Below are 19,326 nucleotides of genomic sequence, written 5' to 3'. Positions count from 1 at the left end.
ATGTCGAAACGCCCCGAGCTCGCCGAGCCGGTCGTCGTCGACCAGTTTTGGGCCAACCGTCGTCACGACGCGATCATCACCGAACTCTCGACCTACCAGGGCCATAACCTGATCAACGTGCGCAAGCACGCGATGAACAGGGAAGGGAAGCTCGTTCCGACGGCGAAGGGCCTCGCTCTCAAAGTCACGCGGCTGCCGGATCTTGCCAAGGCCATCAACAAGGCTGTGGAAAAAGCGCTTGAGCTCGGTCTGCTCGATGAGGGCGATACCGAATGAACGCGCCGGCACCGCTCAAAATTCTCACAGCCTGCGCTGAAAAGTACGCCCTGTGCTGCGTGTCGGGCGAGATGGAAATCCAGTGGTCCGTCGATGTACTTCAGGCTTTCGCCGAGCAACGTGGCCTAGTCGTCGAGCTTGGGCAGGACAAAGTTCAAGATGTGATCGCAGCCGCTTTCATCTGGGCGCGAGCGTTGGCCGCTACTGACGAAGCTGAGGCCGCGGCTTCACCGTCGGACTATGTCAATCAGCTTTTGATGCAGTGGGAGCTCGATGACGAGCGGGATAACTGGAAGTGGACAGGCCAGCTTCCGCCAGCGCGCCAGGCCGCGGTGATCGAAAAGCCGCAGTATCGCACGGCCCAGTCAACGATTGATGCCTTTCACTTTGTCCTGAGCCTCGGGGATCCCGAACGGCTGGCCGCGTGGCTGCGCAATCATCCTGACGACGCACCGGCGCTTTTCAAATCTGTTGAGGCAGCCTGATGGGCATCGCACCAGCCAATGCCGCGATGGCGCGGACGCTCATGGTCGACCTGGGTCTGGTCCAAGCCGAGGATGAAGATCCGCGACGCGATTTTCCGCCAGCTGACAGCTATGAGCAATTCAGCGAGCCTGAAGCCGGTCGACTGTCGATTGTTTCGGCGCCAGCGGAGCAGAAGTCCCCCACCTATGCCGCGATCACGCCGGCAGTATGGAAAGGCACCGAGGCGGAGCAACAGCGCTGGCTGGCTAGCGGTCGCATTCCTTGCGGTGATCTGACCATCCTGGCGGGCAACGGCGGGTCCGGGAAAACAGAGATCGTGACGCAACTGCTCGTGCATACCGCCGCAGGTCTCGGTGATTGGCTCGGCTGTACGATTGAGAGCGGGCCGGCGCTGTTCCTGTCCTGCGAAGAGCCGGAGCACAACATCCGCGACCGCGTCGAGCGCATCGCCAAGCACCGGTGTATAGACCCGCACGGTCTCACCGCCCTCCATCTGCTTTTCCCCGATCTCGAGAGCACGTGGCTGGTGCACGCCGGCGGTGATGGCCGTCTGTCCCGCGCTCCGTTGCTCGACTGGCTGGAAGGCTGGATCCGCGATCGCAGGCCGCGCCTGGTCGTGATCGACAGCATCGCCGCGGTGTTCGACGGGGAGGCGATTGCGCGCCGGCAGGTCCGCGCCTTCCTCGCCATGCTGCGCAAGATCGCCCGGGAGCATGACGTTGCCATCGTGCTGCTCGACCACCCCAGCGTCCGCGGGATGGCCGACGGCAGCGGCACAGCCAACAGCGTGGACTGGCGGAACTCGGTGCGCTCAATGCTGCACTTGTCCGACCCGGACAAGGACGACCAGGACCAGCGCACGCTCGCCGTCACCAAGAGCAACTATGGCCGATCAGGCGAGAAGGTGACGCTCCGCTGGGGTGGCCTGACCTTTACCACCGCCATGGTCGGGGAGGCGTCCCCGCAGCGCGCCGCGGCCGATCGCAACGTCGAGGAGATATTCCTGCGCCTGCTCGACAAGCGCAACGCCCAGGGCCGGCCGGTTCATGCCAAGAATGCCAAGGGCAGCGCGCCGACCGAGTTTGCGCTCGACCCGGACGCGGAGGGCGTGAAGGCCGATGGCTTCCGCTTCGCGATGGAGAGGCTGATCACCGCCGGCAAGATCGTTGTGGTCGAGACTGGACCGGCCAGCAGGCGCCGCGAACACCTGGCGAGGCCCGGCGCATGACCTTCCAACGCCCTTCCAACTCAAATCGGACCTTTCCAACCCCCGTACCAACCCGGCTACCAACTGGCTTCCAAGTGCTTCCAACCCGCTTCCAACGTCGTGCTTCCAACCCCCCATACCCCCCAGCGTTGGAAGCGCCCAACGCCGCTGGGTCGCGGCTAGGCGTTCCCGCCGCTCAAGGAAGGGAAGGGCAGAAAACAGCTGACCATCGGGATGTGTGCAGTAACTCCCAACTTCCGCGCCACTCGATCGCGCTCGGTCGGGTATATCCACTCATCCCGAGTAGGACCGACCAAGAACGTAACTGTTACGATCCGGTCGTCCCGCGGTCTGGCGAGCGATATCCACTCCGACAAGGTGGAGAAGAATATCGGCAGAGCCTGAAAACACGCGGTTTTGCTGCGTCGTGTCCAACGCACGTCCAATATCTGCCGTTCGGGAAAGGGTTTTCGCGCGCGCTCTCTCATGAACTTCAGCACTCTTGGAAGCCGATGCGCTCGCCAGGCGGCAGCGCGGTCGAGCGCGAAATATCCATGGCTGGCCACGAAAAGACCGGGCGGGGGTGGGGGTGGGGGAAATCCTGCGCGCTCTCGTGGATTTCATGTCCCCGCTCTCTTTCGCGGCCGGCCCGGAAAATTCCGGAGCGCCTGTAGACAATGACCATGATCCGCAACATGCCGGAGCTGGTCGAAGCCCTGCGCGCGCGGCGGGACGAGCTCAACATCAGCCACGAGACGATCGACGCCATCAGCGGCGTGCAACCCGGCTATACGTCGAAAATTTTGGCTGGCATCAAAAACTTGGGCCCGATGAGTTTCGGCGCGCTGCTCGGCGCCCTCGGGCTGGCGGTGGTGGTGGTCGAAGATCCGCAGGCTGCGGCGCGGGTGCGCCATCTATGGCAACCACGAAAACGTCCCGTATCGCCTGGAAAAGCCGGTGCGTTGATCATCAATCGAAGTGATCAGATGTTGATGTCAACAAACGGAGACGTCGATGTCGCAGAAGCCGTTACTGAGCCTCCGACCCAGAACTGAGCTTGCGGACGAGATCCGCGCTGCTGCCGAAGCGGAGCGCCGGCCGATCAGCCAGTTCCTGGTGAACTTGGTCGAGGACGCGCTGGCCGCTCGGAAGCGCGCCAATGAACAGCGCTCTGAAGCAGCGTGAGGTGGATCATGACAGCGCTTGGACTGAGCAGCGGGAACGCGTCCCAAAAGATCAACAAGACCAACAACCGCTCCGAAAGCCTAGCCGAGAAGCTCGACGGCGCCCTGGCCATCCTCGCGGCACTCGAGACCGAGGGTGCTGATCTCACGCTGGCAGCGGTCGAGCGGCGGTTTGGCGCGACCGAAAAGCTGACCGAGCATCGCGCCAAGATCGCGGCCGCCAGGACCGCAGTCGAGGAGCTCCGCGCGGCGCAGGTGAGGGCGCAGGAAATTGAACGCATGGCGGCATCGGCCCGAGTGCTCGAGTTGCGCAACACCAACATGGATGAGCTGCTCGCCGGCATCAGCGCGAAAGGCTGCTGCACCGGCTGCTCTGCGGCTGAGTGCATGATCGGGCCCGGCGTCGAGCGGTGCTGCCATCCGAACAAGGGTGGCCTGCCGTACGAATATTTCAACGACCCGGTTCTCCGCGGTCTGCAGCACGGCGCCCGCGCCGCAATCGAGGCGCTCGAGCGAGGTGACCAGGACGATCAAGACGAGGGACGGGGAGAAGCCGCATGAGCAGCTGGGGAAATCCGGGCGCGACGCTCGGCGAGATGATCGTGTCACATGCGACCGCCGCGCCGCCGCCGGCACCTGCACCGCCGCCGGCTCCCGAAATCCCTGCCACCGGCGCGGAAGCTGCCACACGGCTAAGCGCATTGAAGGCGGACCCGAGTTGGCGCGAGGAGTATCTGGGTGGTAATCCCCGTTATGCCAAAGAAATGCGCGACTTGCAGGTCAAGATCGACAGCGGTGGTGCTCCCGACGTCGACATGGCGATGGCTGGTCTGCTTGACGATGCGCCGTTTCAGTCAACCGGTCGCCTCCAGATGATCGGCGCGACGGAGATGTTTCGCGATCTCGGCATCCGGGACGAAGTGATCCGAGAGACGCTGACCAGTCGCGAAGTCACGCCTCAGGAATACGACGCTGTTGCACGGCTGAAGGCTGAACGGATGCGCGATCAGGCCTGGGTCAAAGAGCTCTTGGCCGGCAATGGTCAGCACAGGCGCGATCTTATGCTGATGGACATTGTCCTAACGTCGCCCGTCAAAGCAGCATGAGGAGATAGAAAATGGCAGATCACTACATTGCATTGAATCGCGGTCTTCAGGGCTTCAAGCAGACCGACTTCACCACGGGCACCTCATCGAGCGCGGGCGCTGGCATCGATCTCCGCATTATCGACGGGGCCGGGTGGACGAAGAAAGACGCACTGAATGCGTTGAATGCCTTCCGCCTATTCATCGAGACCGCGCCGTGGGTCGCGGCCGCCGGCCTGGACGTGAAGCTCTGATGCGCCAGTTCCTGACCATCTGCGCGCTGCTCTTGAGCGCTCCGGCATTCGCCCAAGACAATGCGAGCATGAATCTCGCGCTCACGCCGGCTGAAGCCGTCGCGCTTCAGCGCTCACTCGATCGTCAGCCTCTTTCGCAGAAACCGGCGCCGGGATTTTGGTCGCTGCAGATCAAACTCAGGCAGGCGGTTGAAGCAAATCCGGAAGCAAGACGCGCCGTGGAAGCGGCGTCGAAGTAAAGCGTCTAACCGAGAGTTCGGCCCCGCAAGGACAAGCCGATCGGAAGTAAACGCCCCCCATCGTGGACAAGGCAGAAAGGACCAGGCGGCCCCCCGACGAGGATAAGGCCGAGACACTGACGAGCGTGCCAACGGATGGCAGCCGTCAAGATTCATCGGCCGATCATGTCAATACGGACCTTGAAGTTCGCCGCCGCGTCAATGCTGGCGCTGCTGTTCTTGCCGACTACCGCTACAGCGCAGACGTTTCCCACGATCCCAGCTAACTCCGTCATCGGGCGGCTCGGTACTGGCCCAGGTCCGGCCCAGGCAATCCCGAACTCGCAGCTGTTCTCCTCGAACCTGTTCGACTCCACGCTCGGCTCGACCCGAGGCATGATCCCTTACCGGGGCCTCTCCGGCTGGACCGGGTTGCCGCCCGGCGCCGCTGGCTCGCTGCTACAATCTGGCGGTGCGGGCGCTGACCCGAGCTGGCTGGCGTTGCCGCTGTCGGTCGCGAAGGGCGGCACCGGCCAGATCACGGCGGCCGCGGCGCGCGGATCGTCCGGGCTCAATGTCGAGGGTTACACCGGCCACGGCGACAGCATCTACACCATCCTGTCGACCGACCGCACCGTCGGCACCACCGCCACGCTTACCGCCGCGCGCGTCTGGACATTGCCGGCCGCCAGTTCTGTCAACGCAGGCCAAGAGATCACGGTTGCGGATTATTTTGGCGGCGTCTCGTCGACCAACACCCTGACCATCCAGCGCTCTGGCTCGGACACGGTCAACGGCGGCACCACCACGATCCTCAATTCGGCGTACGCACGAGTTTCATTGCGCAGCGATGGCGTCTCGAAATGGGTGACGACTAGCAGCCTCTCGACGCAGACACGCACGCCGATGGACTATGGCGCGGCCTGCGACGGCTCGACCGACGATCGCACCGCGATCCAGAACTGGCTCAACGGCATCTCCGGCACTTATTTGGGCCTGTTGCCGCCAGGCAGGACATGCACCTATAGCCAGTACGTCATCGTTCCGAGCAACGTCACGATTTTCGCCTACGGCGGAACATTCAAGGCGCGCAATGGCGCCAATGCAGCGACCGGCTTTCTGCTGACCGACGCTACCGGTGGCACAGCGCCTGGACCAAGCAACGTCAAGATCTACGGCGGCACATGGGACGGCAACAAGGCCAACCGCACCGGACCGTTCTCATACGCAAACATCTATCTGGCTGGCGCGACGAACGTCACCATTCGGGACACGTCCTCCATCAACTGCACTGCCGATTGTTACTATTTCGGCGGGAATTCAACGACGACCGGCGTTTCCACGAACGTGCAAGCGTCGAACTTGACGGGCGCGTCGGAGCAGCGGAATGGCACATCGCTGGTTGGCGTGCAGAACTTCCGACTGGATGGATGCCTGATGACTGGCTCGGTGACGGCACCAGGCCATGGCATCGATGTTGAGCCCGACAACCTCAACACAGCGAACAGCGACTTCGTGATCTCCAACTGTAATCTGTCCGGCAATGGTGGCGCGGGTATCGCGATCAATCCGGCGGCGATCGCAGGCGCCGCTGTGAACCGCAGCATGGCCTATGGGCTTTCGGCGAACTCAAACGGCGCGTGCGGCTTCGATCAGTACGTCACGACAGCCAACGCTGCCGGCTTTCGGTTCATCGGTGCTTCCGGGGCATTCAACACTGGCGGCACCTTCTGCAACCTTGCAGCGGACAAGGTGCCTTGAATACGCATCCCCTTCCTGGTGTTTGGCGCGCTCGCGCTAGCTGAAGTTCTGGAGAAAGAACAGCGACGAGGCAACGTGAGATCTCTCGACCTTTTCTTTCAAGCTCTTCGATTCAATCGCGTTTAGGACGTAGATCCAGATGCCAAAGAGTGAGGCGACGACCGTTAGGGATAGTCCGATCCATTTTTCGTTGGGCAACAAAACCATGAGCCCGGCACCTGACAAATTGATTGCGACCGTCAGACCAAACAGAGCGTGCTTTATGTTCACAGGACTCCTCCAGTTTTCAAATCCGCGTCCTGTGTATCAGAAATCGTAAGGAGAAGCGCCGATGACGAACGTGGAGGTCGACGACTGGGTCAAGGTCCCACAGCGCGAAGCTTCAAACGCTGAGGTCTTTGAAACGGGCGGCGATGATGATTGGCAGCCCGTGCGGCAGAGCGTCGAGGCCCCGGCCCACATCCCGGAGGCCTACCTGCGCCGGTTCTCGATCGAGCCTGACCCTGTGGAAAACCTCGAAAAGACGGCGGGGCCGAACATCGCTGGCCGCGTGCTGGGGGCAATCTACGAGGGCGGCGCGGCCGGCTTCGGCCCGGCGCCGACCGGACTGTCGCCCGAGGACACCAAGCGGCTGCAGAAACTCGGCATCTTCCAGGATCCGGACGCGCCGCGGGACATCACCAGCGGCATCCGATTCCTGAACGAGGCCGGCATCCGGGCGACCTACAACGCGATCGAGGCGACGTTCCGCGGGCTGAACGCGGCGGTCTACGCCGCCGGCGCGGTCGGCGGACAGGTCGCGGCCGAGGTCACCGGCGGCAACGAGGCCGAGCAGGCGCGCGCGCGTCGGGACGGCGCGCACATGGCGACCATCGCGACCCTGCTGATGGGCGGCCAGGCCACGGCACGCCGCACCCGCACGCCGACTGGAGAGATCGTCTCGGAGCCGATCGGGTCGATCGCCCGCTCCGAGGACTTCGTCACTGCGGCCGAGGTGGTCGGCGGCGACAAGGCGCCGATGCCGGTGCAGGAGAAGATGCTGCGCGCGTATGAGGAGCGGGGCCTGCACCCGTCCGAGATCGCCCACGATGCCCAGACAGACCCTGTGGTGGCCCAGGCGCTGCTGTCGAGCGACAAGGACGTCCTGCCGGGCGGACCGCCCCGCGAGCCTCCTGGCCCGCCCAAGCCGCCCGCTGAGCCTCCTGCGCCGCCCCCGGAGGGCTCGTTCGAGGCCGCCCAGAAGAAGATCCTGGACAAGATCAGCGTCGGGGACCGCGCGCCCAGAGATCGCGTGACATGGGACAAGATCTACACCTGGATTGTTGACGACCTGCACCCGCTCAAAGCGGTGGATGAGGACGCCTATCAGCTGGCGCGGCTGACCCGCGGCCAGTTCGGCAAGGCCGAGCACTTCATCGAGCACGGCACCTTCGACTTCGCCACCTACAAGACCAACGGCAAGCCGCTGGCCGAGATCATCGAGCCGGTCGCGAAGGACCTCGACGGCTTCCGGGCCTATCTGGCGTCCAAGCGCGCGATCGAGATCGAGGCGAGCGGCCGCACGTCTGGCATGGATGCGGAGGCGGCTGCGCGGGTCGCGGCCGAAGGCGAGGGGAAATATGGCCGGGCAGCGACCGAACTGGTCGACTATCAGAACAAAGTGCTGACCTACCTCAAGGACAGCGGCGTGCTGTCCGACGAGGCGTTCGGTGCCATGGTCGAAGCCGGCAAGAACTACATCCCGTTTTACCGCGTGATTGAGCCTGAGACCGGCGGCGCGGCCGGCAAGTCGTTCGGGCCCGGCAACCCGGTGAAGCGGCTGAAGGGCTCCGAGCGCGACATCATCGACCCACTCGAATCCGTCATCAAGAACACCTACGCCTACATCTCCGTGGCCGAGCGTAACGCCGTCGGCGTCAAGCTGATCGACGCCATGAAGAAGGACGGGGCCGAGGTCAAGGTGACCAAGCGCGCGCCGTCCGACCCGGAACTCGTCTCCTACCTGAAGGAGCACGGCATCACCGAGCCCGAGGCGATCGTCGACTTCGTCAAGACGGCGATCCCCGAGGACGGCGAGACGCTCAGCGCGTTCCGCAACGGCGTGAAGGAGACGGTCAAGGTCGACGATCCCGAGCTCGTGCGCGCCTTCCGCGGGCTGGACCAGGATAGCGCGAACCTGCTGACCCGAATGCTGGCGCTGCCGGCCAAGGGCCTGCGCGCCGGTGCCACGCTCTCGCCGGACTTCATGGTCCGAAACATCGTCCGCGACTTCGCCACCGCCTTCGTCAACAGCGGCCGCGGGCTGTTCACCCCGGTCGACACCGCTAAGGGCCTGATCAGCGCGATCCGCAAGGATGCCGACTTCCAGGACTGGATGAAGGGCGGCGGCGCCAATGCCACCATGGTCGCGCTCGACCGCCGCTACATGCAGGAGAGCCTGGCCAAACTGTCCGGCGAGACCGGCCTGATGGAACGCTCCTGGAACGTGGTGACCAGCCCGATCCGCGGCCTGCGCATGGTCTCCGAACTGGCCGAGAACGCCACCCGGCTGGCCGAGTTCAAGAAGATGCGCGGGGAAGGCAAGGAGGCCATCCAGGGCGCCGCCTTCGCCTCCCGCGAGGTCACCCTCGACTTCGCCCGGATCGGCGCCTCGATGCGCGCGGCAAACATGATCACGGCCTTCATGAACGCCCAGGTGCAGGGTCTGGACCGGGTCGGCCGCGCCTTCGTCGACCGGCCCTTCAACACCACGGCCAAGGTTGTCGGCGGCATCACCCTGCCGTCGGTCCTGCTCTGGTGGGCCAACCACGACGACCCGCGCTACCAGGAGCTGCCGCACTGGCAGAAAGACCTGTTCTGGATCGTGATGACGAAAGATCACATCTACCGGATCCCGAAGCCGTTCGAGCTCGGCCTGGTGTTCGGCTCCGGCGTCGAGCGCATCCTGGATCAGACCGTCGGCAACAACCCGGAGGCGTTCGACAAGTTCGGCAAGTCGATCGTCGACATCGTGACGCCGAGCGTGGTCCCGACCTTCGCCCAGCCGCTGCTCGAGCAATACGCCAACCGGTCCACCATGACCGACCGGACGCTGATTCCGGCCGACCAGGAGAAGCATCTGCCGGAATACCAGTACACGCCTTACACGACCGAACTTGCCAAGCGGCTTTCCCAGATCGTCAGCGCGTTCCCCGGCATGCGCTCGACCGCCGTCGGGCCCGGCGCCCCATTCGGGCCGATCGCGCGCGCCACCACGTCGCCGATCCTGATGGAGAACTACATCCGCGGCTGGACCGGCGGGCTCGGCGTATACGCGCTGCAGGCGGCGGATGCTGGCCTTCGCAAGGCCGGGGTGCTGCCCGATCCGGTGAAGCCGACCGACACGCTGGCCGACATCCCGGTCGTGAAGGCGTTCGTGGTGCGCTACCCCTCCGCGAACGCACAGTCGCTGCAGGACTTCTACGACCAGCACGAGATCACCAAGATGTTCTACGACACATGGCTGGCCAAGGCGAAGGAGGGCGACGTCGATGCCATGTCGCGCATCCAGACGGCCGGCGGGCCGATGATGTTTGTCCGGCTCGACGCCATCAAGGACACGCTGTCGCAGCACTCCCAGCTGGTCCGTGACATCTACAAGAACCCGACCGTGAAGGCCGAGGAGAAGCGGCAGCTGATCGACAGCCTGTATTTCAACATGATCGAGATCGGCAAGGCCGGGAAGCAGATGGTGCGGGATGCCGAGACCGCGCTGAAGAAGACCGGCGAGGCGGCGCGATAAGGGCGGCGCCCCCCACTGTTGTGGACACCCCCGACGAGGGGACTGCAGTTGCGCGGAGGGAACATACAAAGAACATGAAGCATATCAACAACTTAATAAGTTGTTGTTTTTTAACAAAGAATCTCTATCTTGTGGCTGGGCAGGCAAGCGTCGGAGATACCCCGAGTCACCTTCTAGGTGGCAGCACCCTTGCGGTGTGGATCAGGGGCCGAGGGCCTGCCCACTTCATTGCGTGAAGGACTTGAAGAACGCGAGCTGAGCATCGTCGGCTTGGCACTTGACGAACGACGGCACCGGAACGACGCCGACATTGAGAGCGCTCCCGCCCTGAGGAGGCCGCATCACGCACCCTCGCAATAAATTTGCATACGCTGGTTCATAGTTGCCATAGGCGTTCGGTTCGACCGCTTGAAAGAACGCACTTGTGATGCAGTCAGCGATCTGCAGACCGGCCCATTTGCTGTGGTTCTCAACGGATATGTTGTCGACGTCGAGCACCTTCCAATTGATCGATCGTACCGGGCGCATCAATTCGCGCCCGTCACGCATTAAGATCAGATAGTCTTTCATTGTTTGGTAGTCGGTGTTAGCTCGCCTCGAAAAAACAAGCCGTAGCGAGCACGACTCAAATCCGGCATCGTTGGCGCAGCTTGTCGTAACGCGCTCAAGCAACCACCTGACGAGATAATTGTATAAGTAGCCTCGCTTCTTAAACGTGGCTTCATAGGACGAGCCTGGAAGTGTTATCTTGTGCGACAGCGTTACGCAGATTTTCAACGGAAACTTTGCAATCTCCTGACAGGCAACAACCTTCTGGGCGTGCTTAAGGTCTCTAAAATGGATTTCTCTTTGGCGGCGAGCCAGTCGAGCCGAGATAGAATCGCGAAGGCTTGGAAGCCTTAGATCATCTTCGCGTGTAACAACGCAGGCGCCGATGATCAGCCAGCGGGATTGCCCACCGCTGTTGGTTGTTGCCAGTTTTCCGAATCCCTCATCTCCAGCTTCGTCTATGTAGGCAACGTAGTTGATCATTTTGAAAAGTTCAGAGTGTGGATCAATGCCGCCCTAGCATGAGCCCCAAGGGGTTACCGGACCGTTCCTCACGGAGCTGGGCAAGGAGTCCATTGGACACCCGGGCGCTGACTCGGCGCAACGACCATCGTAGGCACTCTCTGACTTACAAACAGGCACCCTGATTCTTGTGGTGTTTTATCTCGCTCTATTGACAAGCAGCGACTCAGCGGCCGCCTAGGTCCACAGGCCCCGGGTGATGGTTTCGATTAGTGGGGATGCGCCGTCTCTGAAGGCCGGCGCATCCAGCGACGGCGGCGCATATTTTGTCGGAAACATTCGATCGGCGCCTCGGGCAAACTCCGGATAGCGTATGCGCAGATCGTTGAGATCAAGTCGCCCTTCCATCACAGCGAAGACCATTTCGCCAATGATCTCTTGTCGCTGATGGTAGGTCAGCCCCTGCGGCACCACTGCCTCGACCGAGCGCAAGATGACATCGGACGATGGAGCGAATATCCCGCGCGGGGATAGTCGCTGCATCTGAATTTTGTGGTTCGTGATGCGATTGCGCGCGAAGAGGGGCCGAAGGGCGCTTGCCAGCTTGGGCTTGTCTTGCATGGCCGTCATCAGCTGATTCTGGCGGATCACTCGAGTGTTGGGATGCCGGTAGCTGGTAAGCTGGGCCATGGTAAATCCAGCCTGCGCTCCCTGTATCGCTGCCTTGACATCTTCGGCGGTGTAACTCGACTTCTTCATTGATTGATATCGACACGCGAGGCACTGCCGTGCCAGCCATCGGCCGCGTTTGCCGTGTCGGATCCTGACAACCTTGATAGTTGTGTTCTCGGGTGTCAGCAGATGACCGTTGGCGCAGATGGTGCGGGCCATCATCCTTTCGCGTGACGACTTGATTAGTTTGGCAGCTCTATTGGCCGCAGACCTTTTGAGGACCGTTAGCCACCAGGCAGGCCGATCAGCCTTGAGCATCTCACGAAAGTGCCCAGTAACGGGGCACGTTCTCAGGGTCTCACCCGCAAGAAGATGTGCATCAATCTTGGCGGCATTGCCGTCGTGGTCTGGTACCGATGCGACGCGTCCAGGTTTCCGCATAGCGAGCCTCCGGGGGCGCTGGTGGCCTCAACAGGCTCATCGCGATCACAGAGCTGCGCCAGTGGCCGGCCGGGTAGGGTCCCCACAAACCCCGCAATTCACCGGCGTGGACGCGCGCGAGTGCGCCCCCTGGAAGGGGATAGACAAAATTCACCAAATCATGGTGGGATGGCTCTGGGTTTGATCACCCGGACCAGAGCTAGGCCGCATTCCCTTGGTCAAGGAATCACTCGTTTGGCGACGAGCGATGGCGGCTGAATGAACGGACGCGCTTGGCGGCGCGGCTCCGACCGGCCAGTTATGGCCGGGGGCGAGCGTGCTGTCCAGAGGGGAGACTTCCCAGTCCCTCCCTTAAAAGCGTCTCGACCAGTCGCTCTGGCTGGTGATCAACCCCCGGCTGCCCGGTCTGTCACCGGGCACGGCTTTGATCGGCCAAACCCAGAGCACCAACATGTCCAACATCATCGAACTGTCCGTCAGGCGGGAGGCGCGAGCCCTGCCTTCCGAGAACGTCAGGCCTGTCGAATTCCCCGCGTCGGGCAGGCAGCGCGCCGGGCGCCACCGCAATCCGCTCAGGCACCCATGCCATAGGGTCTCCCACGCTGTGACGATCGCGGGGAAGCTCAAGCGGGGCGAAGCGCTCCGGGTCGATCCCTACTTCGACGAAGGCGCCGTGCTCTGGAAAGGAGTAGAGGCCGCTCGGCTCCTCCTAGCGGAGCTCTTTCAACTGGCCGTGCAGCATGGCGGAGAGCAGGAGCAATGAGCCACCCAATCCGCTTCCCCGACAATGGACGCATGGAAAAGATCGAACGCGACCGGCGAGATGCGGGGGCCTACCGCGAGATGGAGAGCGACTTACGCGATGCGGTCAACATGGGCCGCATCGCTGCAAACCTCGCGCATGATGCGGACGGCGAGCCACCGGTTTGCGAGAAGCGAAACTTGGCATTGTTCGCCGTGTACCACCTCCTGGAAATGCTGCAGAGCCTTGAGAGGAAATACGAAGGCGATGGCTGGCACGCCAGCCAGGAGGCGTCATGAAGCGCCGGCGCCGAATGCACCGGAAGCGCGACCGACAGCGGCTGATGACGCATCGTCGTCGGCTGAAGCGGTAACCCGGCATCAACCGGTCCCGCATTACGATCGGTCATCGCGGATTGGTGACGAGTACCGCGGTACGCATGGGCATTGAGAACCCGCCAGCTCCCAGGTTGGCGGGTTTTTCATTGGGGCCTAGCCTGCGGCTGTTTTTAGGCACTTTCGGCTTGCTCTTGCATTTGGTGCTTATGGAAAATGACGCTGACAGATACCTCCGCCAAGCAAAGGCCTGCCTTGATGAGGCACAGAAGGCTACTCGTGTTGCCGACAAGGAAGCGTGGCTGAACCTGAGCGAAGAATGGATGGTTATGGCGGAGAAGGCTCAGCGGGAAAGTTCTTATGAGCATTAATGCGGTGAGAGATGCAGCGGGTTCACATTGTTCGGGTGATCACTGACAGCGGCGAACGCCAGATATGGCTGGCGGCAACCGCTCGGGACAACGCAATCGACGCGGTGCTCGATGCCATCCCTGAGGGGTGGACGGCTAGCCTTGTTCAGCGGGAGCTGGGGGCCGATGATGCCGCAGCCCTGAACATGCAGCCTGGGGAAGTCCGGCAACATAAGGTGTCCTAAGTTGCGAATCTCGCTTCCCGATATGTTCACGCTCCATACAACCTACAAATTAAATCAGGTTGTAAAGGAACAGAAGCAGATCGCCGCACCGGATCAGATCCAAGCAGCCAAGTTGGAACGGGACCCGGTTACCGGCATTTTCCCGTCATGCCGCTATACTTCTTCAATGTCCGAGACCTAGAGCCAAGCACCGACGAATATGGGGAGGAATTTCCCGACGATGAGGCCGCTTGGAAGCATGTCACCACTTTCGCCGGCGAGGTCATGAAGGACATCGACGGTAGGTTCCGCCCCGGTCAGGAATGGAGCGTCGAAGTCACCGACGAACAGAGGCGGATGCTGTACCGGATCGAGATAAGCTCGCGGAAAAGGAAGTAGGTCGGCGACGAAGGCGGCCCGATGCTGGGGTCGCCATTCAGTCTGAATTCTCCATCACCGGCCGCAACTGCTGCCCTCAGGGCAAGCCACATCCTGCTTTGCGCCGTCGATGACCCGGTCGATCCAGCGGTCGAAAATGTCGCCCTCCGGCTTGATGTAGCGGCCGACCAGCAGCAAGGCCGTGCCGACGCCGAAGAGGATCATTCCGGCTAGCATCACGGGAGCATAGAGCACGATGCTTCGCAGGACGGTCCATAGCCGTATATTGGCCAAGCGTTGGACATGGCGTCGGGCGAAAGTCATAAGTGATTGATTTTGTTGGCGCTCCCTAGCGGAATCGAACCGCTCTCTCCACCGTGAAAGGGTGGCGTCCTAACCGATAGACGAAGGGAGCAAACGCAGGGCCCTGCCGTTGTTCCCGGCACGGCCGCTGGCCGGCCGAGTCGGGCCCGGCGGCTTGCAGCGGGCGAACGTATAGTGGCCTTTCCGGCTCCCGGCAAGCCGTCCGGGGCCGGTCTTTTGGCCCCGGTGGACAGCGCCGGCCCCCGGGGTGATCCGGAGGCGATTTCAACGGTTTCTTAGGGTTCCCTGAGTAGCGCTGGAATAGGAGATCTTTCGCCAATGCCACCGCCGAAAAAGCGCGCAGCCCGCAAGCTGCTGTCGCAGCATGCCTGGATCACGCTCGACGGTGGCTTCGCCGCACGGCATTGCCTGGTCCAGGACATCTCGGATTCGGGCGCCAAGATCACGCTGGACGAGGATGCGAGTCAGCTCCCGGGCGTGATCCGGCTCGCCTTCGCACGCGACGCGCGCACCGGGCGGAGCTGCCAGGTGGTCTGGCGCCGCGGCAAATCAGCCGGCATCAAGTTCATCTGATCGCGGCCGCGGCCGCCCCGATGGCGCCCGGCACCGCTCCGGGCTAGAACGCCGCCATGCGCACGCCGCTCCTCATCCTGATCTCCTTGCTCGCCACATCCGCCGCCGCGGCAGAGGCCTTGCGTCTGCCGCCAGCGGAGCGGCCGCAGGCCGGCAAGGCCCTGTCGCTGAAAGGCGCGGCCGGGAAGGCACGGGCGGGCTCCTGCGCCACTTTCGGCCCGCGCTTCGTCATGGTCGAGGGCACCGGGACCTGCGTGAAGATCGGTGGCTCGATCAGCATCGACACCACCGTGAGGCGCTAGAGGCCCATGCCGGTGGACCTGCTGCGCCTCGACCTCATCGTTCCCCTGCTGATGTACTGCGCGCTGCTCTGGTGGGTCGGCCGCGGCTTGAGCTGGACGGCGCGGCTGGCGACCGCGGCGGTGACCCTGGTGCTGATCGTTTGCGTGCTGATGGTTGAGCGCGGCTGGCGGTAAAGCCAAAACTAAAAAACGCGAAAACAACCCCATGCACAGTAGCGTCAAGTGCTGAGCTGACGCCGCAGAATTGCGCCAAAACGCGGATTCATCGCGCTCTCGCCGCAGCTTGCGCAGCGCTGCCGGTTCACGACATCGGTGGTGCGACATGCTGTGCAAAACCGGGCCGTTTGCCGAGCTCGGCGAGCCAGCGCGTCAGATGCGGCTGCGCCGGCCGGGTGATGCCCTCGACGCCGAGCCAGCGCCGTGCATAGGAGCCGAGCGCGATGTCCGCGAGCGTGAACGCATCGCCCTCGATGAAGCGGCGCGAGGAGAGCAGGCGGTCGGCGATCGCCCAGACCTCGGCGGCGGCATCGGCATCGCGCTGCACCTGGATCATGTCGCGCTCGGCGGGGGCCGTGCGCACGATGCCCCAGAACACCGGGCGGTCGACCGGCTGCAACGTCGACAATGTCCAGTCGAGCCAGCGATCGACCGATGCGCGGCTCTTCGGCGCCTCCGGATAGATCGGCGTGCCGCTTCCATGCGCGAGGCAGAGATAGCGCATGATCGAGTTGGACTCCCACAGCACGAAGTCGCCCTCGACCAGCGTCGGGATCCGTGCATTGGGGTTCATCGCGAGATAATCGGCCTCGCGGGTCCGGCCGTAACTCATGCCGGCGTCGATACGCTCATAGGGTAAAGCGAGCTCGGTGAGGCACCACAGCACCTTCTGCACGTTGACCGAATTGGCACGGCCCCAGATCGTCAGCTTGGTGTCAGGCATGAGGCGTCTCCCGCGGCGTTGTCGCTTGCCGCGGGTGATAGCGGAATTCGCCGTTCGGAGCGATGCGCGATTGCGGCGCGCCTCTCATGCAAAAAGCTCCGCCCGAGGCGAAGCTTTCGTTGCAAAACAACTCGCAAACTTGAACCCGTCGTCAGCGGCCGAAGAACAGCCACAACAGAATGATCACCGGGATCGGCACGCCAAGCATCCACAGCAACAGCCCTCTCGCCATCACATCCTCCTCCAATCGGCTTCGTTGAAGAGAGAACGTCGGGCGCGAAAGCTTGTTCCTGCCGGGGCCTTACCAATGGCCGGTATTGGGCATCGATGCCCAGGGCTCCTGCGGCGGCTTCGGCTCGCCCTTCTGCAGCAGCTCGATCGAGTGCAGGTCCGGCGAGCGGACGAAGGCCATGTTGCCGTCGCGCGGCGGACGGTTGATGGTGACGCCGGCCTTCATCAACTGCGCGCAGGTGGCGTAGATGTCGTCGACCTCATAGGCGAGATGGCCGAAGAAGCGATCCTCGCCGTACTTCTCCTCGTCCCAATTCCAGGTGAGCTCGACCAGCGGCGCACCGCGCGTCTGCGGCTGCGTCTTCAGCGCCTCGAGATCGTCCGCCGAGCACAGGAACACCAGCGTGAACGCCCCTTGTCGTTCTCGATCCGCCGCACCTCCTTCAACCCGAAAGCATCAACATAGAATTTCAGCGCGACATCGAGATTGCGCACGCGCAGCATGGTGTGGAGGTATCGCATGGTTGTTGCTCCCTAACGTTCGGAGGGTTTTGCTTTGGGCCGGGGCGGCGGGAGTAGGAGATAGCAGGAAAGTGGGAGGAGGGGCAGGGGGCGGGGCAAATGTGTGCGAAGGGGAAAGGTTGGTGAACCGAGCCAGCCGAGCATGGACTGGAGCCGCGGAGTAGGCGGGCTAGCGATGGCAAATGACCTGAGCAGCCCTATCGCGGCCAAGGTCCCTCTGGACTGCTCTGCGACGGTTGCGGTTGAACCCCAACTCCGCCGGCGCGACCCATCCATATGCTCCAAGCCGTGCTCAGCGCGATCGTGGATATCCTCCTGTCTGCCGCATGGAGCGCCGTCGTCAGATTCTTCGGTCTGGAAAACGTCGTCGAGATCGTGACGGCGATCTTCGGCTTTGGCTGTATTGTGATCGGCACTGCGGTCTTGTTGCTCGGGCACTGACGAGGGCAATCGTGAGAGATCACCGCAGGCGAGCTTCTCGCCACGTTGATCTTCGGATGCGATTGCCCTGCCTCGACAGGACTCGACCGCAACGGCCGCTGAAGCAATCGGTACGAGCGCGCCGTTCCGTGGGGAGCGACGCAGTCAGCCGTGCCGAACGCCGGCTTACTTCACGTTGCTGCGGGTCTTCGTGCCGCCCTGGTCGCTACCCGGGCCGGAGCCGCCCTGGCCGGAGGCGTCGGGCTTCACCATTCCGCCCTTGCTCATGCCGTCCTTGCTCATCCCGGTCGTGCCCTTGGTCATCGAGCCCTTGTTCGGGTTTTTCATGCCGGGCTTCTGCATGTTGTCGGACTGCGGGGCGGGGCCGGTCTGGGCAAAGGCGGAGCCGCACATGAGACCGAGTGCGGCGGTCGCGATCATGAACTTCTTCATCGCAAGCTCCTCGTTGGTTGCATGGGCCAACGGGAACGCGGAAGCCATGTTCCTCGGTTTGACGTTCAGGAGGAAAGAATTCTCCGACGCCGGAAGTCGCCGCCCGCGATATGTCGGCGGGCGTGCGTTCTTGCGCTGGGGCGAGCTGCCTGGGGCCGCCGACGTCGTCGCCGCCTGCAACTAGGCCGCAATCCGTTGTTCGACCGGGGCCGTCAGCAGCTTGAGCGCTTGTGCGTGTTGCAGGTCGGGGACCGCGATCGCCGTGTGGCTGTAGATCGCATGGCTGCGCGATTTTGCAATCTTGTCCAGGATCTGGCTGCCCTTGATAACGTGAAGGCCCATGCCCTCGTCAGTGGGGAAGATCGCCAGCACCACGTCATAGGCCGCGATGACGGCCCTGAGTGCTTCGGCCTTGTCCTCGGCGACGTCGACGAAAACACGAACATCAGCCGCGAGTTCACGCAGCTCGTCAAAATCCAGCACTGTGGGGATACTCCAAACGCAACGAGACTGAATGGAGCTTGGCGGCGTTGGGTTACTGAAGTGTCAACAAGGCGTGCCGAGCCACAAGTTTCACGACGAGGTGACTTCACGCTCTAGCGCTTTGCTTCCTCCTTGCGAAGCCGGGCCTCCGCGGCCTCGTCCACGAGGTCTAGGGCGAGGCCGTCATAACTCAGCTTGAGCCCGCGGCCGACGATCCATGTCCATCCCTCTCGCTCCTTGATGGGTTGCGCGTTGAACTGATCGGAGATCGATTTGACGGCAGCGTCCTGCGCCCCCGGATTGTTCAACTCCGCCTTGACGCGCCAGATCGGGTGCCTGGCGTCGACCTCCTCGCTGTCGACCGTGACCTTGGCGCCGTTGATGTCGCATTCGAAGGTGTAGGAGTCGCGGCTCCGGCGGCAGAGATAGCGGCGTTGACTGACGAGCTTGCTGGTCTCGTCGAATGTCATCCCGGGCGAGAAGCCGAAGATGTCGGACTTCTTCACGAGGGCGAGGGACGCAGGCTTCAGGAAGCTCGGCTGGATCGCGACGAGGGCAGCGACGGCGACAACGATCAAACCTGCGATGACGATAGCGACCTTCATGAGCACCCCACGAGCAACCTTCAGACCATTATAGGCAGCCGGGCCGTTCTACCATGCCCCCAAAAGCG

Annotated in this window: 26 protein-coding genes, 1 tRNA gene and 1 pseudogene; 19 read left to right on the top strand and 9 right to left on the bottom strand. The window is 62.8% G+C overall.

Annotated features, from left to right (window positions below):
- The 11 genes from GGD61_RS13910 to GGD61_RS13860 all read left to right on the top strand — a co-directional run bounded on the left by GGD61_RS13910 (position 1) and on the right by GGD61_RS13860 (position 10,252).
- Positions 1 to 276, top strand: a complete 276-nt coding sequence (locus GGD61_RS13910) for a PC4/YdbC family ssDNA-binding protein (RefSeq protein WP_183230800.1) — start codon at positions 1 to 3, stop codon at positions 274 to 276.
- Positions 273 to 761: a hypothetical protein gene (locus tag GGD61_RS13905; protein ID WP_246785929.1), complete on the top strand. Its 489-nt coding sequence runs from the start codon at positions 273 to 275 to the stop codon at positions 759 to 761. Before GGD61_RS13910 ends, GGD61_RS13905 begins: the two co-directional genes overlap by 4 nt.
- Positions 761 to 1,990 (top strand): AAA family ATPase, encoded by a 1,230-nt coding sequence (locus GGD61_RS13900; RefSeq protein ID WP_246785928.1) that lies wholly within the window; start codon positions 761 to 763, stop codon positions 1,988 to 1,990. The genes GGD61_RS13905 and GGD61_RS13900 overlap by 1 nt, the downstream gene beginning before the upstream one ends.
- Before the next feature lie 656 nt (positions 1,991 to 2,646).
- Entirely contained in the window at positions 2,647 to 3,024 is a 378-nt protein-coding gene (locus tag GGD61_RS13895; protein WP_183230799.1) for a hypothetical protein, read from the top strand.
- The gene (locus GGD61_RS13890) at positions 2,984 to 3,154 is read left to right on the top strand and encodes a hypothetical protein (RefSeq protein WP_183230798.1); all 171 of its coding nucleotides are present in this window, start codon (positions 2,984 to 2,986) and stop codon (positions 3,152 to 3,154) included. Before GGD61_RS13895 ends, GGD61_RS13890 begins: the two co-directional genes overlap by 41 nt.
- 8 nt (positions 3,155 to 3,162) lie before the next feature.
- Positions 3,163 to 3,714 carry a hypothetical protein gene (locus tag GGD61_RS13885; protein WP_183230797.1) on the top strand — a complete coding sequence of 184 codons (552 nt, stop codon included), beginning with the start codon at positions 3,163 to 3,165 and terminating at the stop codon, positions 3,712 to 3,714.
- Complete coding sequence (locus GGD61_RS13880; RefSeq protein WP_183230796.1) at positions 3,711 to 4,259, top strand: hypothetical protein; 549 nt, start codon at positions 3,711 to 3,713, stop codon at positions 4,257 to 4,259. The genes GGD61_RS13885 and GGD61_RS13880 overlap by 4 nt, the downstream gene beginning before the upstream one ends.
- Before the next feature lie 11 nt (positions 4,260 to 4,270).
- On the top strand, positions 4,271 to 4,492 hold the full coding sequence (locus tag GGD61_RS13875) for a hypothetical protein (RefSeq protein WP_183230795.1): 222 nt from the start codon (positions 4,271 to 4,273) through the stop codon (positions 4,490 to 4,492).
- The gene (locus tag GGD61_RS13870; protein ID WP_183230794.1) at positions 4,492 to 4,731 is read left to right on the top strand and encodes a hypothetical protein; all 240 of its coding nucleotides are present in this window, start codon (positions 4,492 to 4,494) and stop codon (positions 4,729 to 4,731) included. Before GGD61_RS13875 ends, GGD61_RS13870 begins: the two co-directional genes overlap by 1 nt.
- A gap of 135 nt (positions 4,732 to 4,866) precedes the next feature.
- Positions 4,867 to 6,471, top strand: coding sequence for a hypothetical protein (locus tag GGD61_RS13865; RefSeq protein ID WP_183230793.1), 1,605 nt, complete (start codon positions 4,867 to 4,869; stop codon positions 6,469 to 6,471).
- Positions 6,472 to 6,802: 331 nt separating this feature from the next.
- On the top strand, positions 6,803 to 10,252 hold the full coding sequence (locus GGD61_RS13860; protein WP_183230792.1) for an LPD38 domain-containing protein: 3,450 nt from the start codon (positions 6,803 to 6,805) through the stop codon (positions 10,250 to 10,252).
- A gap of 225 nt (positions 10,253 to 10,477) precedes the next feature.
- Here GGD61_RS13860 and GGD61_RS13855 read toward each other — a convergent pair whose 3' ends face one another.
- Complete coding sequence (locus GGD61_RS13855; protein ID WP_183230791.1) at positions 10,478 to 11,284, bottom strand: DUF3800 domain-containing protein; 807 nt, start codon at positions 11,282 to 11,284, stop codon at positions 10,478 to 10,480.
- A gap of 216 nt (positions 11,285 to 11,500) precedes the next feature.
- The gene (locus tag GGD61_RS13850; RefSeq protein ID WP_210311048.1) at positions 11,501 to 12,154 is read right to left on the bottom strand and encodes a hypothetical protein; all 654 of its coding nucleotides are present in this window, start codon (positions 12,152 to 12,154) and stop codon (positions 11,501 to 11,503) included.
- A 673-nt stretch (positions 12,155 to 12,827) separates the two neighbouring features.
- Here GGD61_RS13850 and GGD61_RS13845 point away from each other — a divergent pair.
- The 4 genes from GGD61_RS13845 (at position 12,828) to GGD61_RS13830 (ending at position 14,426) form a co-directional block, all read left to right on the top strand.
- The gene (locus GGD61_RS13845) at positions 12,828 to 13,139 is read left to right on the top strand and encodes a hypothetical protein (RefSeq protein ID WP_183230789.1); all 312 of its coding nucleotides are present in this window, start codon (positions 12,828 to 12,830) and stop codon (positions 13,137 to 13,139) included.
- Between the two features lie 32 nt (positions 13,140 to 13,171).
- Positions 13,172 to 13,417 carry a hypothetical protein gene (locus GGD61_RS13840; protein ID WP_183230788.1) on the top strand — a complete coding sequence of 82 codons (246 nt, stop codon included), beginning with the start codon at positions 13,172 to 13,174 and terminating at the stop codon, positions 13,415 to 13,417.
- Positions 13,418 to 13,557: 140 nt separating this feature from the next.
- Complete coding sequence (locus GGD61_RS13835; protein WP_183230787.1) at positions 13,558 to 13,824, top strand: hypothetical protein; 267 nt, start codon at positions 13,558 to 13,560, stop codon at positions 13,822 to 13,824.
- Between the two features lie 371 nt (positions 13,825 to 14,195).
- Positions 14,196 to 14,426, top strand: a complete 231-nt coding sequence (locus GGD61_RS13830) for a DUF6894 family protein (RefSeq protein WP_183230786.1) — start codon at positions 14,196 to 14,198, stop codon at positions 14,424 to 14,426.
- A gap of 54 nt (positions 14,427 to 14,480) precedes the next feature.
- Here GGD61_RS13830 and GGD61_RS13825 read toward each other — a convergent pair whose 3' ends face one another.
- Both GGD61_RS13825 and GGD61_RS13820 read right to left on the bottom strand, forming a co-directional pair.
- The gene (locus GGD61_RS13825; protein ID WP_183230785.1) at positions 14,481 to 14,630 is read right to left on the bottom strand and encodes a hypothetical protein; all 150 of its coding nucleotides are present in this window, start codon (positions 14,628 to 14,630) and stop codon (positions 14,481 to 14,483) included.
- Between the two features lie 115 nt (positions 14,631 to 14,745).
- Positions 14,746 to 14,820: transfer RNA gene (locus GGD61_RS13820), tRNA-Glu, on the bottom strand.
- A gap of 227 nt (positions 14,821 to 15,047) precedes the next feature.
- Between GGD61_RS13820 and GGD61_RS13815 the strand changes: the two genes are divergently transcribed.
- Genes GGD61_RS13815 through GGD61_RS13805 form a run of 3 tightly spaced genes read left to right on the top strand, consistent with a single transcriptional unit; the run spans position 15,048 to position 15,778 of the window.
- On the top strand, positions 15,048 to 15,302 hold the full coding sequence (locus GGD61_RS13815) for a PilZ domain-containing protein (RefSeq protein WP_018323099.1): 255 nt from the start codon (positions 15,048 to 15,050) through the stop codon (positions 15,300 to 15,302).
- A 56-nt stretch (positions 15,303 to 15,358) separates the two neighbouring features.
- A complete protein-coding gene (locus tag GGD61_RS13810; protein WP_092258429.1) occupies positions 15,359 to 15,604 on the top strand; it encodes a hypothetical protein in 246 nt (81 codons plus the stop codon).
- A 6-nt stretch (positions 15,605 to 15,610) separates the two neighbouring features.
- Positions 15,611 to 15,778, top strand: a complete 168-nt coding sequence (locus GGD61_RS13805; protein ID WP_092258426.1) for a hypothetical protein — start codon at positions 15,611 to 15,613, stop codon at positions 15,776 to 15,778.
- Between the two features lie 127 nt (positions 15,779 to 15,905).
- Here GGD61_RS13805 and GGD61_RS13800 read toward each other — a convergent pair whose 3' ends face one another.
- Together GGD61_RS13800 and GGD61_RS13795 are read right to left on the bottom strand one after the other, a co-directional pair.
- Positions 15,906 to 16,544 (bottom strand): glutathione S-transferase family protein, encoded by a 639-nt coding sequence (locus GGD61_RS13800; protein WP_092258423.1) that lies wholly within the window; start codon positions 16,542 to 16,544, stop codon positions 15,906 to 15,908.
- A gap of 301 nt (positions 16,545 to 16,845) precedes the next feature.
- Positions 16,846 to 17,297: pseudogene (locus GGD61_RS13795) on the bottom strand (VOC family protein).
- Positions 17,298 to 17,573: 276 nt separating this feature from the next.
- On the opposite strand from GGD61_RS13795, the gene GGD61_RS13790 reads away from it, so the two are divergent.
- Complete coding sequence (locus GGD61_RS13790) at positions 17,574 to 17,738, top strand: hypothetical protein (RefSeq protein ID WP_177237193.1); 165 nt, start codon at positions 17,574 to 17,576, stop codon at positions 17,736 to 17,738.
- A 165-nt stretch (positions 17,739 to 17,903) separates the two neighbouring features.
- Here the strand turns inward: GGD61_RS13790 and GGD61_RS13785 are convergent, their stop codons facing one another.
- The 3 genes from GGD61_RS13785 to GGD61_RS13775 all read right to left on the bottom strand — a co-directional run bounded on the left by GGD61_RS13785 (position 17,904) and on the right by GGD61_RS13775 (position 19,258).
- On the bottom strand, positions 17,904 to 18,170 hold the full coding sequence (locus GGD61_RS13785; protein WP_092258660.1) for a hypothetical protein: 267 nt from the start codon (positions 18,168 to 18,170) through the stop codon (positions 17,904 to 17,906).
- A gap of 180 nt (positions 18,171 to 18,350) precedes the next feature.
- Positions 18,351 to 18,653, bottom strand: a complete 303-nt coding sequence (locus tag GGD61_RS13780) for a hypothetical protein (protein WP_018323106.1) — start codon at positions 18,651 to 18,653, stop codon at positions 18,351 to 18,353.
- A 113-nt stretch (positions 18,654 to 18,766) separates the two neighbouring features.
- A complete protein-coding gene (locus GGD61_RS13775; RefSeq protein ID WP_092258417.1) occupies positions 18,767 to 19,258 on the bottom strand; it encodes a hypothetical protein in 492 nt (163 codons plus the stop codon).
- Positions 19,259 to 19,326: the final 68 nt, after the last annotated feature.

The organism is Bradyrhizobium sp. SBR1B, from assembly GCF_014198205.1.
Taxonomy (GTDB): domain Bacteria; phylum Pseudomonadota; class Alphaproteobacteria; order Rhizobiales; family Xanthobacteraceae; genus Bradyrhizobium.
This window is presented reverse-complemented; position numbering and strand designations above follow the sequence as displayed.

Coding starts and splice junctions, on each gene's coding strand:
- GGD61_RS13910 (WP_183230800.1), top strand. CDS start 1: ATGTCGAAACGCCCCGAGCTCGCCGAGCCGGTCGTCGTCGACCAGTTT.
- GGD61_RS13905 (WP_246785929.1), top strand. CDS start 273: ATGAACGCGCCGGCACCGCTCAAAATTCTCACAGCCTGCGCTGAAAAG.
- GGD61_RS13900 (WP_246785928.1), top strand. CDS start 761: ATGGGCATCGCACCAGCCAATGCCGCGATGGCGCGGACGCTCATGGTC.
- GGD61_RS13895 (WP_183230799.1), top strand. CDS start 2,647: ATGACCATGATCCGCAACATGCCGGAGCTGGTCGAAGCCCTGCGCGCG.
- GGD61_RS13890 (WP_183230798.1), top strand. CDS start 2,984: ATGTCGCAGAAGCCGTTACTGAGCCTCCGACCCAGAACTGAGCTTGCG.
- GGD61_RS13885 (WP_183230797.1), top strand. CDS start 3,163: ATGACAGCGCTTGGACTGAGCAGCGGGAACGCGTCCCAAAAGATCAAC.
- GGD61_RS13880 (WP_183230796.1), top strand. CDS start 3,711: ATGAGCAGCTGGGGAAATCCGGGCGCGACGCTCGGCGAGATGATCGTG.
- GGD61_RS13875 (WP_183230795.1), top strand. CDS start 4,271: ATGGCAGATCACTACATTGCATTGAATCGCGGTCTTCAGGGCTTCAAG.
- GGD61_RS13870 (WP_183230794.1), top strand. CDS start 4,492: ATGCGCCAGTTCCTGACCATCTGCGCGCTGCTCTTGAGCGCTCCGGCA.
- GGD61_RS13865 (WP_183230793.1), top strand. CDS start 4,867: ATGGCAGCCGTCAAGATTCATCGGCCGATCATGTCAATACGGACCTTG.
- GGD61_RS13860 (WP_183230792.1), top strand. CDS start 6,803: ATGACGAACGTGGAGGTCGACGACTGGGTCAAGGTCCCACAGCGCGAA.
- GGD61_RS13855 (WP_183230791.1), bottom strand. CDS start 11,284: ATGATCAACTACGTTGCCTACATAGACGAAGCTGGAGATGAGGGATTC.
- GGD61_RS13850 (WP_210311048.1), bottom strand. CDS start 12,154: ATGGCCCGCACCATCTGCGCCAACGGTCATCTGCTGACACCCGAGAAC.
- GGD61_RS13845 (WP_183230789.1), top strand. CDS start 12,828: ATGTCCAACATCATCGAACTGTCCGTCAGGCGGGAGGCGCGAGCCCTG.
- GGD61_RS13840 (WP_183230788.1), top strand. CDS start 13,172: ATGGAAAAGATCGAACGCGACCGGCGAGATGCGGGGGCCTACCGCGAG.
- GGD61_RS13835 (WP_183230787.1), top strand. CDS start 13,558: ATGGGCATTGAGAACCCGCCAGCTCCCAGGTTGGCGGGTTTTTCATTG.
- GGD61_RS13830 (WP_183230786.1), top strand. CDS start 14,196: ATGCCGCTATACTTCTTCAATGTCCGAGACCTAGAGCCAAGCACCGAC.
- GGD61_RS13825 (WP_183230785.1), bottom strand. CDS start 14,630: ATGATCCTCTTCGGCGTCGGCACGGCCTTGCTGCTGGTCGGCCGCTAC.
- GGD61_RS13815 (WP_018323099.1), top strand. CDS start 15,048: ATGCCACCGCCGAAAAAGCGCGCAGCCCGCAAGCTGCTGTCGCAGCAT.
- GGD61_RS13810 (WP_092258429.1), top strand. CDS start 15,359: ATGCGCACGCCGCTCCTCATCCTGATCTCCTTGCTCGCCACATCCGCC.
- GGD61_RS13805 (WP_092258426.1), top strand. CDS start 15,611: ATGCCGGTGGACCTGCTGCGCCTCGACCTCATCGTTCCCCTGCTGATG.
- GGD61_RS13800 (WP_092258423.1), bottom strand. CDS start 16,544: ATGCCTGACACCAAGCTGACGATCTGGGGCCGTGCCAATTCGGTCAAC.
- GGD61_RS13790 (WP_177237193.1), top strand. CDS start 17,574: ATGCTCCAAGCCGTGCTCAGCGCGATCGTGGATATCCTCCTGTCTGCC.
- GGD61_RS13785 (WP_092258660.1), bottom strand. CDS start 18,170: ATGAAGAAGTTCATGATCGCGACCGCCGCACTCGGTCTCATGTGCGGC.
- GGD61_RS13775 (WP_092258417.1), bottom strand. CDS start 19,258: ATGAAGGTCGCTATCGTCATCGCAGGTTTGATCGTTGTCGCCGTCGCT.